Annotated in this window: 9 protein-coding genes; 8 read left to right on the top strand and 1 reads right to left on the bottom strand. The window is 62.4% G+C overall.

Annotated elements, in window-relative coordinates; translation table 11 throughout:
• Nucleotides 1–223 precede the first annotated feature (223 nt).
• The 8 genes from glmM (at nucleotide 224) to QTL95_RS08625 (ending at nucleotide 10,174) form a co-directional block, all read left to right on the top strand.
• A complete protein-coding gene (gene glmM / locus QTL95_RS08590) occupies nucleotides 224–1,576 on the top strand; it encodes a phosphoglucosamine mutase (RefSeq protein ID WP_289719548.1) in 1,353 nt (450 codons plus the stop codon).
• 208 nt (nucleotides 1,577–1,784) lie between these two features.
• Nucleotides 1,785–2,612 (top strand): outer membrane protein, encoded by an 828-nt coding sequence (locus QTL95_RS08595; protein ID WP_289719549.1) that lies wholly within the window; start codon nucleotides 1,785–1,787, stop codon nucleotides 2,610–2,612.
• A gap of 205 nt (nucleotides 2,613–2,817) precedes the next feature.
• On the top strand, nucleotides 2,818–3,999 hold the full coding sequence (locus tag QTL95_RS08600; RefSeq protein WP_289719550.1) for a phosphoserine transaminase: 1,182 nt from the start codon (nucleotides 2,818–2,820) through the stop codon (nucleotides 3,997–3,999).
• Nucleotides 4,000–4,084: 85 nt separating this feature from the next.
• Nucleotides 4,085–5,680, top strand: a complete 1,596-nt coding sequence (gene serA, locus QTL95_RS08605; protein ID WP_289719551.1) for a phosphoglycerate dehydrogenase — start codon at nucleotides 4,085–4,087, stop codon at nucleotides 5,678–5,680.
• 153 nt (nucleotides 5,681–5,833) lie between these two features.
• Nucleotides 5,834–5,986, top strand: coding sequence for a hypothetical protein (locus QTL95_RS08610; RefSeq protein WP_037182567.1), 153 nt, complete (start codon nucleotides 5,834–5,836; stop codon nucleotides 5,984–5,986).
• A 201-nt stretch (nucleotides 5,987–6,187) separates the two neighbouring features.
• Nucleotides 6,188–7,621 (top strand): DUF3300 domain-containing protein, encoded by a 1,434-nt coding sequence (locus QTL95_RS08615; RefSeq protein ID WP_289719552.1) that lies wholly within the window; start codon nucleotides 6,188–6,190, stop codon nucleotides 7,619–7,621.
• 21 nt (nucleotides 7,622–7,642) lie between these two features.
• Entirely contained in the window at nucleotides 7,643–8,599 is a 957-nt protein-coding gene (locus QTL95_RS08620; protein WP_289719553.1) for a DUF2950 domain-containing protein, read from the top strand.
• A 150-nt stretch (nucleotides 8,600–8,749) separates the two neighbouring features.
• Complete coding sequence (locus tag QTL95_RS08625; RefSeq protein ID WP_289719597.1) at nucleotides 8,750–10,174, top strand: DUF1254 domain-containing protein; 1,425 nt, start codon at nucleotides 8,750–8,752, stop codon at nucleotides 10,172–10,174.
• Between the two features lie 51 nt (nucleotides 10,175–10,225).
• On the opposite strand, the gene QTL95_RS08630 is transcribed toward QTL95_RS08625, so the two are convergent.
• Complete coding sequence (locus QTL95_RS08630) at nucleotides 10,226–12,514, bottom strand: heavy metal translocating P-type ATPase (RefSeq protein WP_289719554.1); 2,289 nt, start codon at nucleotides 12,512–12,514, stop codon at nucleotides 10,226–10,228.
• Nucleotides 12,515–12,563 lie beyond the last annotated feature (49 nt).

Genomic DNA, 12,563 nt, shown 5'->3' on the forward strand with positions numbered 1-12,563 from the left:
AAAAGGCCGGAATCCACCAAAGGGTTCCGGCCTTTCTCGTTGGTAACGGGATATAATCAGTTTTCTCGGTAATTTAAGTGATGGTGGCGCCGATTTATGGCATGCCGCTGACATGAGCAGGCCTCATTGAGGGCTTTTGTAGCGAAGTAACGCGTTTGGCGGCGTTGGTTTGCAGACTTGATACTGCGCGGCCTGATGGCGCGCCCAAGGCACAGGGGTGCATATGAAAAGACGTTATTTCGGCACGGATGGCATTCGCGGTCAGTCCAACGTATTCCCGATGACACCGGATCTCGCAATGCGGGTCGGTATCGCAGTCGGAACCATCTTCCGCCGTGGAAGCCACCGTCACCGGGTCGTCATCGGCAAGGACACGCGCCTGTCCGGTTACATGCTTGAAAACGCCATGGTGGCCGGTTTCACCGCCGCCGGCGTCGATGCCTTCGTTCTCGGCCCGATCCCGACACCCGCCGTCGCCATGCTGACCCGCTCGCTACGCGCCGATATCGGGGTGATGATCTCGGCTTCGCACAATCCTTATGAAGACAACGGCATCAAGCTTTTCGGCCCCGATGGCTACAAGCTGTCAGACGATCTGGAAGCGCAGATCGAGGATCTCCTGGACCGGGATCTTTCCACGCAGCTTGCCAAGTCCGACGACATCGGCCGCGCCAAGCGCGTCGACGGCGTCCACGACCGCTATATCGAACACGCCAAGCGTACGCTGCCACGCGACGTGACGCTGCAGGGCCTGAGGATCGCCATCGATTGCGCCAACGGTGCTGCCTACAAGGTGGCTCCGGCCGTTCTCTGGGAGCTCGGGGCGGACGTGGTGACGATCGGCAACGAGCCCAACGGTACCAACATCAACCTCAATTGCGGCTCCACCAGTCCTGTCGCGCTGCAGAAGAAGGTCGACGAAGTGCGCGCCGATATCGGCATTGCGCTCGATGGCGACGCCGACCGCGTCATCATCGTCGACGAGAACGGCGCCGTGGTGGACGGCGACCAGCTGATGGCTGTCATCGCCGAAAGCTATGCCGAGAGCCAGCAGCTTCGCGGCGGCGGCATCGTCGCCACCGTGATGTCTAACCTCGGCCTCGAACGCTTCCTGCAGAACAAGGGGCTCGATCTCGTGCGCACGGCCGTCGGCGACCGCTATGTCGTCGAACACATGCGCAACAACAACTACAATGTCGGCGGCGAGCAGTCCGGCCATATCGTGCTGTCCGATTACGGCACGACGGGCGACGGCCTTGTCGCAGCGCTTCAGATCCTCGCTGCCGTGAAGCGCACCGGCAAGACGGTGAGCGAGATTTGCCGCCGCTTCGAGCCGGTGCCACAGCTGCTGCGTAACGTGCGCATCTCCGGCGGCAAGCCGCTGGAGGATATCCAGGTGCAGAAGGCGATCGCCGAAGCGGAAGCCGAGCTCGCCAACAGCGGTCGTCTCGTTATCCGCCCGTCCGGCACCGAGCCGCTGATCCGCGTCATGGCGGAGGGTGATGACCGCAGCCAGATCGAGCGGATCGTGAACGATCTGATCGGCATGATTTCAAGCGTCCGCTCGGCGGCCTGAGCAAACTGCAAGTAACAAGCCAGAGGCCGGCGTCACAAGCGCCGGCTTTTGCTTGCGCGCTGCTGTGGTGCACGAGGAACAACTGCCAGAACGTGGTAAACATTTGTAGTTAAGCAGGTTTTAACGTTTCCGGTTCATTATCCATGTCCAAAGCTATCCGATTGGCGGCGACTGTGCCGGGCCGATCCCGTGAAGTTTGGAGAGGGTCATGAAAAGAAGCCTGTCCGGCATCTTTGCCGCACTGCTTGTCGCATCGAACGTTTATGCAGCGGATCTCGCGCCGCAGGAGCCGGTTCCGGAAATGCCGCCAGAGGTCACCGTGACCGAGGCTACCGGCTGGTACCTGCGCGGCGATGTCGGCTACGGCTTCACCGATCTGCGCGGCGCCAAGTATTTTCAGGGTAGCAACGCCGATGAAGTGAACTTCACGACCGCGGACCTGCGCGACGCCCTCACCGTCGGTGGCGGTGTCGGTTATCAGGTCAACAGCTACCTTCGCACCGACCTGACGCTCGATTACCTCGCGAAGGCCGATTTCCGCGGCTCGACGCGCGGCGATTGCGGCTTCGATCCCACGTTGTCGTGCACCTCGCGCGATATCTCCTCGCTGACCGCATGGACGCTGCTCGCCAACGCCTATGTCGATCTCGGCACCTACGGTTACTTCACGCCCTACGTCGGCGCCGGTATCGGCGGCAGCTACGTGAAGTGGAAGAACCTCAACAACCTCTCCTGCGCCGACGATGGCAGCGGCTGCGACGGTGAAGTCTCGCATGGCGGCAAGGGCAGCTGGCGCTTCGCTTACGCTCTGATGGCCGGCGCGTCCATCGACGTCACCTGCAACGTCAAGGCCGATATCGGCTATCGCTATCTGCATATCGATGGCGGCGACATGTTCGGCTACGCCAGCAACGGTGGTCCGGGCCGCGACAAGGGGCTCAACGTCCACGAAGCCCGCATCGGCGCCCGCTACCTCTTCGGCGGTTGCGCCACGGCTCCCTACGAGCCGCCTCCGGCGCCTATCGTCTACAAGTAAGCAAACTGCATAAAGATTGGAAAGCCGCCCGTCAGGGCGGCTTTCCTCGTTTCTGGCGATCGTCATTCGTCAAGTGGGTCGCACCTGCGTCAAAAAATCTTCCGGTCGCGACATTTGTTCGTTGACGCCAAAAGGCCACATCTGTATTTACGGCGGCGGGACACCTCTCCCCAACGAGAGGCTAATTACCTGGAAGGGTATAGATATGGCCAATGCCACCGCAAAGCCGGACGTACGTCCGCAGAACACCCATTTTTCTTCTGGCCCTTGCTCGAAGCGCCCCGGTTGGTCGCTCGAAGCCCTTTCCGACGCGCCGCTCGGCCGCTCGCATCGCGCGAAAGTCGGAAAGACGAAGCTCAAGCAGGCCATTGATCTCACTCGCGAAGTTCTCGAAGTGCCCGCGGATTACCGCATCGGTATCGTGCCCGCTTCCGATACCGGCGCCGTCGAAATGGCGCTCTGGTCGCTGCTCGGCGAGCGCGGCGTCGACATGGTCGCCTGGGAAAGCTTTGGCGCCGGTTGGGTCACCGACGTCGTCAAGCAGCTGAAGCTGAAGGACGTCCGCAAGATCGAAGCCGGTTACGGCGAACTGCCTGATCTCTCGACCATCGATTTCGACCGTGACGTCGTCTTCACCTGGAACGGCACCACCTCGGGCGTTCGCGTTCCGAACGGCGACTTCATTCCTGCCGACCGCAAGGGTCTGACGATCTGCGACGCGACGTCCGCCGCCTTCGCGCAGAACCTCGATTTCGCCAAGCTCGATGTCGTCACCTTTTCCTGGCAGAAGGTTCTCGGCGGCGAGGGCGCTCATGGCGTCATCATCCTGTCGCCGCGCGCCGTCGAGCGTCTGACGACCTACGCACCGGCCTGGCCGCTGCCGAAAATCTTCCGCATGACCTCGGGCGGCAAGCTAATCGAGGGCATCTTCACCGGCGAAACCATCAACACGCCGTCGATGCTCTGCGTCGAGGACTATATCGATGCGCTGCTGTGGTCTAAGCAGGTCGGCGGCCTCAAGGGTCTGATGGCTCGCGCCGATGCCAACGCCAAGGTCATCGCCGACTTCGTCGCCGCCAATGACTGGATCGCCAACCTGGCGGTGAAGGCAGAAACGGCTTCGAATACTTCGGTCTGCCTGAAGATCACGGACAAGGACGTTGCGGCACTCGACGCCGACGGCCAGGCGAACTTCGCCAAGGGCATCGTCAGCCTGCTCGACAAGGAAGGTGTTGCCTACGACATCGGCCACTACCGCGACGCGCCGTCGGGCCTTCGCATCTGGGCAGGTGCCACCATCGAAACTTCTGACATGCAGAAGCTGATGCCGTGGCTCTCCTGGGCTTTCGAGACCCAGAAGGCAACGCTTTCCCAGGCTGCTGCCTGAGTTGATCGCATCCGGCTCCGCCCAGGTGGCGGAGCCTCGCATCCCTGATTTCATCCATCGTTGAACCTTTTGAAGGAAGCCCCCAATGGCACCTCGCGTTCTCGTATCCGACGAACTGTCGGAAACCGCCGTCCAGATCTTTCGCGATCGCGGCGTCGAAGTCGATTTCCAGCCGCAGCTCGGCAAGGACAAGGACAAGCTTGCCGAAATCATCGGCAACTATGATGGTCTCGCCATCCGCTCGGCCACCAAGGCGACGGAAAAGCTGATCGCCGCCGCGACCAACCTCAAGGTCATCGGCCGCGCCGGCATCGGCGTCGACAACGTTGATATCCCGGCTGCGTCGAAGCGCGGCATCATCGTCATGAACACCCCGTTCGGCAACTCGATCACGACAGCCGAACACGCGATCGCTCTGATGTTCGCCGTTGCCCGCCAGCTGCCGCAGGCCGATGCCTCGACGCAGGCCGGCAAGTGGGAAAAGTCGAAGTTCATGGGTGTAGAAATCACCGGCAAGACGCTCGGCGTCATCGGCGCCGGCAATATCGGCGGCATCGTCTGCAAGAAGGCCATCGGCCTCGGCATGCATGTTCTGGCCTACGATCCCTTCCTCTCGGCCGAGCGCGCCCAGGAAATGGGCGTCACCAAGGTCGAGCTCGAAGAGCTGCTGGCGAAGGCGGATTTCATCACGCTGCACGTGCCGATGACCGACAAGACCCGCGGCATCCTCGGCAAGGAAAACCTCGCCAAGACCAAGCCCGGCGTTCGCATCATCAACTGTGCCCGTGGCGGCCTTGTTGACGAGGCAGCGCTCGCCGAAGCCATCAAGTCCGGCCACGTTGCCGGCGCCGGCTTCGACGTGTTCGAGGTCGAGCCCGCCAAGGAAAGCCCGCTGTTCGGCCTGCCCAACGTCGTCTGCACGCCGCATCTCGGTGCATCGACCACGGAAGCCCAGGAAAACGTTGCCCTGCAGGTTGCCGAGCAGATGTCGGACTACCTCGTCAAGGGTGCCGTCTCCAACGCCATCAACATGCCGTCGATCACCGCTGAAGAAGCGCCTATCCTGAAGCCGTTCATCAAGCTCGCCGACGTTCTCGGCGCCTTCGTCGGCCAGGTTTCGGAAGATCCGATCAAGGAAATCGAGATCCTGTACGATGGCGCGACGGCCACGATGAACACCAAGGCGCTGACGTCTGCGCTGCTGGCGGGCCTCATCCGCAACCAGGTCGCCGACGTCAACATGGTTTCGGCGCCGATCATGATCAAGGAAAAGGGCATCGTGCTCTCCGAGGTCAAGCGCGACAAGACCGGTGTCTACGACGGCTACATCAAGCTCACGGTGACGACCGACAAGCAGACGCGCTCGGTTGCCGGCACGGTCTTCTCCGATGGCAAGCCGCGCTTCATCCAGATCAAGGGTATCAATCTCGACGGCGATGTCGGCGCGAACATGGTCTACATCTCCAACACCGACGTTCCCGGCATGATCGGCTTCATCGGTACGACGCTGGGTGCAGCTGGCGTCAACATCGCCAACTTCCAGCTCGGTCGCGGCGAGCAGGGCGGCGACGCGATCGCGCTGCTTTACGTCGACGGACCTGTCAGTGACGACGTGCTTGGAAAATTGACGGCCAACCCCGCAATCCGACAGGCCAAGCCGCTCGTATTTGCTGTCGATTGAGCTTTCCTCCCAGGGAAGATGTGAAGAGACCCGGCGCAGGCGACTGTGCCGGGTTTTTCTGTTTCGGCCGTATTTCACCGCCGTTGAATGGGGAGCGGTCGGCGCTATTTAAGGCTCTGCGTGCCGCTCCGGCCGATCATATTGGAGATTTTCATGACACGATTTGCCGTCGCCATTGCGCTCACATCGATGCTGGCGCTTTCCTCCTGCGCCAATACCGCCAACGGCCTAGCCCGCGACGGCCGGCAGATGGGCAATGCGCTGGATGACAGCACGCACCGCGTCCTGAAGGCCGGGCAGAACTGATCCGTTTCACCAGTGCGTCCTTCGTAGAGGCTGGCTTCGGCCGGCCTCGGGCTACCTGTATGTTACCGTAAAGTACTTACATTTTCAGCGTTGCTATGTCTCCCTAGGTCGCTCCCGCCAAGGCGGGTCCAGACCAAGAAGAACCGGATAGGTCACGGGCGAAGCGGCTTGCGCCGCCTTGCCCGACAGGGAGAGCGAGCGATGAGCAAGGTGACGTTCTTGCAGGCGCGTGCCGTGGCGTTGGCCATGAGCCTGATCATTCCGTTCACCGTCGGGCAGCCTTTTTCCGTCATTGCACAACAGGCCGCTCCGGCCGCCGATGCGACGGCCGATGACGACGATACGCCGGCGCCGCTCAGCGAGGAAGAGCTGCAAATCCTCGTTGCCCGCATCGCGCTCTATCCTGATGAACTGGTGGCGGTGGTAACCTCGGCGTCTCTCTATCCGCTGCAGATCGTCGAGGCGGCGCGTTTCCTCGAAGAGCAGAAGACGAATGCCGATCTCAAGCCGAAGAGCAGCTGGGACGGCAGCGTCATCTCGCTCCTGAACTATCCGGATATCGTCAAGATGATGAGCGAGGATCTGGACTGGACGCAACAGCTCGGCAGCGCGCTCGCCTATCAGCAGAAGGATGTGCTGATCGCCATCCAGGAGCTTCGCGAGAAGGCCGTGGCCGATGGCGTCATCAAGACCGACGACAAGATGAAGGTCGAGACCAAGAACGACAACATCGTCATCTCCTCGGCGAGCACCGAGACTGTCTATGTGCCGAGATACGAGCCGCAGATGCTCTATGATCCGGCCTATGAGCCGGTGCCAATCAGCTACTATCCGGACCCCTATCCCTACTACTATTATCCGACCGCTGCTTTCTTCGCCGGCGCGGTGACCGGCGCGATCTGGGCGGCGGCCGTCGATTGGGACGATTGGGGCGTCTGGGGCGGACGCTGGAACGGCGGCGATGTCGATATCGACTGCAACAAGTGCTTCAACAACATCGACTTCAACGGCAAGATCAATCTGAACGACGTCGACTGGAAGAATGTCGACCGCAGCAAGATCAAGTTCGACAAGAACCAGTTCGCCAATCTCGACCGCGACAAGTTCAAGAACGATTTCCGCGCCAACAAGGACAACAACATCGCCAACCGGGCGAAGGATATTCGCGCCGACCGACCGGCTGCCGGTGTCGGCGGAAATCGTCCCGGCAAGGTGTCGGTCGACGATGTGCGCAAGAGCAAGATCGATGCCGCCGCCAAACGCGACAGGCCAGCACAGGCAGGAGCGGGCAACAGGGGACAGGCTGCCAATGTAGGGAATCGCGGCGGCGGGCAGCAGGCGCGACCGAAGGCGGGCAATGCCAATGTCGCCAACAAGGCCCGGAACACAAACGCCAACAGACCAGCTGGCAAACCCAAGCCCGGCGGCAAGATCGATCGCGGCGGCGGCAGGAACCCCTCGGCGCTCGGCCGGGTCCAGAGCGGCAAGGTAACGCATATGCAATCCAATCGCGGACGTCAGTCCATGGGTGGCAATCGTGGCGGTGGTGGAAGGCAGATGCATCGCCCACCGCCGCGTCACGGCGGCGGGGGCGGCGGTCGCGGTGGTGGTCATCGCGGCGGCGGTCGGCGTTGAGAGGCGAGAGGGAGAACGGACATGGCAAACGTCATTGCGAAAATGCTCCTGCTCGGTGCGCTCTCGGCAAGCGTTTCGATTGCGGTGCCCGGAACGGGCGCCGCCGCCGACAAGACCCACCGGCCGCTCGAGGCTTATGTGTCGGAGAAGATGCCGCCCACATTCGACACCGCCGAGCAGGCGATCGAGGCGTTCAAGACAACGGTCGCGACGGGCGATTTCGACAAGCTCGCCGATCTTCTTGGTCTTGATGCGGCCACTACCAAGGCCAGTGACGGTGTGATGGATACCTATGCCGACATCCAGGCGGGACTGAAGAAGAAGCTGCTGATCGAGGATGTCGACGGCAGCAAGGTGCTGGAGATCGGCGACGATCTCTGGCCGCTGCCGTTTCCGATCAGCAAGGACAAGGACGGGAAATGGGCGTTCGATACTTTCGCAGGGCTGGATGAGATCGCGGACCGGCTGATCGGACAGAACGAGCTCGAGACCATCGATACGATGCGTGCCTATGTCGATGCTCAGAACGATTACGCGCTGGAGGATCATGACGGCGACGGCGTGCTGGAATTCGCGCAGAAGATCATCAGCAGTGAAGGCAAGCAGGACGGCCTCTACTGGCCGACCGAACAGGGCGACGGCGAGGAAAGCCCCGCCGGCGCCGCTCTTGCCGACGGTGCGGTTCTGGCCAAGGCCAAGGCCGGGCAGGGCTATTTCGGCTATCACTATCGGGTGCTGACCGGGCAGGGCGATAACATCGCCGGCGGCAAATACGATTACATAATCAACGGCAACATGATCGCCGGCTTCGCGGCGGTGGCTTGGCCCGTCGAATACGGCGTGACCGGGGTCAACACCTTCCTCATCAGCCGCGACGGGGTCGCCTATCAGGCGGATCTCGGTGAGGACACCACGAAAATCGCGGAAGGAATCCGCACGTTCAATCCCGACGACAAATGGGAGGTCGTCAAGGATTAGCGGCGCTCACGCTTCATGCCTCGCAGGGGTGGGACGCCGGCGCGTCATCCAGGCGATCGCAATCAGCATCGGAACCAAGGTTGCCGGCAGGGCATGCGTTGAAGGGCCGACACCTGTTGTGCCGACCCTCTTGGGGGAGCGATCATGAACATGCGATTGAAAATCCTGGCAACAACCTTGCTGCTGGCCGGCTCTTCGCCGACAGGTTTGCTGGCCGCGGATGATCTTACGGAAGAAGCGGCAGCGGCGATCGGTGCCGATGCCTACGTCTATCTTTATCCACTCGTCACGATGGACGTGACGCGCGCGCAGGCGACCAATGTCGAAGCGGGCAAGGTTACGGGCCGTGGACCGGCCAACCAGTTCACCAACGTGTCGGCCTTTCCGACGGCGGATTTCCGCGATGTCGTGCGGCCGAATTTCGATACGCTTTATTCGGTCGCCTGGCTTGATATGAGCGAGGAGCCGATGGTGGTTTCCGCACCCGATACCAGTGGCCGCTTCTACCTGCTTCCCATGCTGGACATGTGGTCAGACGTCTTCGCGTCGCCCGGCTCGAGGACGACGGGCACGGAAAAGATCAGCTTTGTTGTTGTGCCGCCTTCGTGGAAGGGAAAGGATCTGCCGGAGGGGCTGGAGCGCATCGATGCGCCGACACCGTTCGTATGGGTCGTCGGCCGCACGAAGACGGACGGGCCTGACGATTATGACGCCGTGCACAAGATCCAGGCGGGATACACGATCACGCCGCTATCGCAGTGGGGCAAGGCCGCGGCGCCCGCAAAGGTCACCATCAATCCCAAGATCGACATGAAGACGCCGCCGAAGAAGACGGTGGACGGCATGACGGGGGAGGAATTTTTCGCTTATGCCGCCGAGCTCCTGAAAGTCAATCCGCCGCATATAACGGACCAGCCGATCGTCGCGCAGATGAAGCGGATCGGTATCGAACCGGGTAAGAGTTTCGATATCGCCAAGCTTTCACCCGCTGTCGCCAAGGCGGTGCAGGGTGCGCCGCAGGGGGCGCAGAAACTCATGGAGTGGAAGGTGCCGACGCTGGCGCGCGTCGTCGATGGCTGGTCGATGAACACCGACACGATGGGCGTCTACGGCAACTACTACCTCAAGCGTGCCATCGTGGCGCAGTTGGGCTTGGGAGCCAACCTGCCGGAGGATGCGATCTATCCGTTGAACCTGGGCGACGAAAAGGGAAATCCGCTATCGGGCGCCAACAATTACACGCTTCACTTCGAGAAGGAGGAGCTGCCACCCGTCAGCGCATTCTGGTCGATCACGCTCTATGATTCCGAAGGCTTCCAGGTCGGCAACAACCTCAATCGCTTCGCGGTGAGCAGTTGGATGCCGTTCGTCTATAACGCCGATGGATCGCTCGATCTTTATTTTCAGAATTCGAGCCCAGGGAAGGCAAAGGAAGCGAACTGGCTTCCGGCACCAGCGGGCGCTTTCAATCTGACGATGCGGCTTTATGGGCCGGAGAGCGCGGCGCTAACCGGCAGGTGGAACCCGCCGCCGGTGACAATGATGACGGCACTCCAGCATCTTACCGCAGAGTAGGCGGGCGCCATTTCGGCGGAGGCGCATCACTTGGTGCGCCTCGGGTCCACCTCAGCTGGCGGGCCGCAGCAGCCTGAGCGCGTTGATCGTCACCAGCACGGTCGCGCCGGTGTCCGCCAGGATCGCCGGCCAGAGACCTGTGATGCCGACGATCGTCGTGACGAGGAATACCGCCTTCAGGCCGAGCGCGATGGTGATGTTCTGCGCGATGTTGCGCATGGTGCGCTTGGACAGTGCGATCATCGCGGCGACATCGCTTACACGGCCGTGGAGGATCGCGGCGTCGGCGGTTTCCAGCGCCACGTCGGTGCCGCCGCCCATCGCGATGCCGACATCGGCGGCAGCGAGCGCCGGGGCGTCGTTGATGCCGTCTCCGACCTTCGCCACGGTCAGGCCGCTGCGCTGCAGTTCTCCGACGATGCGCTGCTTGTCCTCCGGCATCAGTTCGGCACGCACCTCGATGCCGAGCTTTTCGCCGATCGCCCTGGCGGTGCGGCTGTTGTCTCCCGTGAGCATGACGATCCTGACGCCGTTGTCGGTCAGGGCCTTGAGGCCCGCCTTGGCGTCGTCACGCGGCTCGTCGCGCATGGCGATGGCGCCGGCCAGGGTATCGCCGATGATCAGCACCGAGACAGTCTTGCCATCGTCGTTGAGGGCGGAGATGCGAGCCGTCTGGTCCTCAGAGAGCGGGATGCGCTCGCCGGCTGCGGTCGGCGATCCCAGGAAGACCGATGCGCCCTCGACGCTCGCCGTCACGCCCCTGCCGCCGAGCGCTCTGGCGTCCGATGCGGCCGGGATGTTGATGCCATCCTCGGTCGCCCTTGCCAGAATGGCCAGCGCAAGTGGGTGGCTTGAGCCGGTTTCCAGCGCCGCGGCATAGGTCAGGACGTCTGTCTCCGAGCTGCCGAAGGTGATCACGTCGGTCACCTTGGGTTTACCCTCGGTCAGCGTGCCCGTCTTGTCGAGTGCAACGGCAGTGACCTTGCCGAGCATTTCCAGCACCGCGCCGCCCTTGAGCAGCAGGCCGCGCCGCGCGCCGGACGATAGCGAGGCGGCGATAGCCGCGGGCGTGGAAATGACCAGCGCGCAGGGGCATCCGATCAAGAGAATGGCGAGACCTTTGTAGATCCACTCGTCCCATGCGCCTTGGGCAACCAGCGGAGGCAGCACAGCGACGAGAGCGGCGACCACGACGACGGCTGGCGTATAGTAGCGCGAGAAACGGTCGATGAAGCGTTCGGTCGGCGCCTTGGATTCCTGCGCCTCCTCGACCAGCCTGACGACGCGGGCAATGGTGTTGTCGGCGGCGGCCGCTGTCACCTTCACGCGAAGGGCTGCGTCGCCATTGACCGTGCCGGCGAAGACCGTATCGCCTTCGCCCTTGCGCACCGGCGTGCTTTCGCCTGTGACCGGCGCTTCGTCGATGGCGCTCTCGCCGGAGAGGATGGTGCCATCGGCGGAGATGCGGTCGCCGGGGCGCACAAGAATGGTGGCGCCAACGGCCAGCGTTTCCGCCAGCACCTCGCGGGTCTTGCCGTTTTCCTCGAGAAGCGCATTCTTCGGAACCAGCGTGGTGAGCGACTGAATGCTCTGGCGCGCCTTGCCGGCGGCCACGCCTTCCAGAAGTTCGCCGACCAGAAACAGGAAGACGACGGTCGCCGCTTCCTCGGAGGCGTTGATGATGACCGCGCCGACGGCCGCGATGGTCATCAGCATCTCGATGGAAAACGGCGTACCCGAAAGAGCTGCCATGACGGCACGGCGGGCGATGGGGATCAGTCCCATCAGCATCGCGGCTATGAAGGCGTAAGGGGCGATGGCGGGAAGGAGGTGCGCCACGGCATAGGCGATAACGAGCGCCGCGCCCGAGAGAATGGTGAGGCGGCCCTTCCTGCTTTGCCACCACGGTCCTGTCATCGGCGCGTGATCGTGGCCATGCAGGCCTTCCAGCGCATCCGCCTTTGCGTCGTCGTGGTCGTGATGGGCGTGACTGCCGTGATCGTGGTCGCCATGATCATGTTCGTGCTGGTGGCTATGGCCGTGGTGATCATGTTCGTGATCGTCATGGCTGCAGCAGGTGTGGGTGTCCTCGGTGGCGTGTGGCGCCGCGGGCTGCCTGCCGGCGAGTTGCGACACGGCGTAACCGAGGCCGGTCACCTTCTTCTCGATGGCGGCGAGGTCGCCGCTGCCATCGTGGCGCACGGTCATCGTTCCCGAGGTGACGGAAACCGAGACGTCCTCCACACCCGGCATGCGCCTGACGGCGGTGTCGATCTTGGCCGCGCAGCTTGCGCAGTCCATACCCTCGACCCTGTATCGCTTCTCGACCGTCTCGCCCATGATCCGCTTCCTTGTCATCTGGAAGCATTCTACCTACATCCTCTAGTGG

The organism is Rhizobium sp. S152, assembly GCF_030380735.1.
GTDB lineage: Bacteria > Pseudomonadota > Alphaproteobacteria > Rhizobiales > Rhizobiaceae > Rhizobium.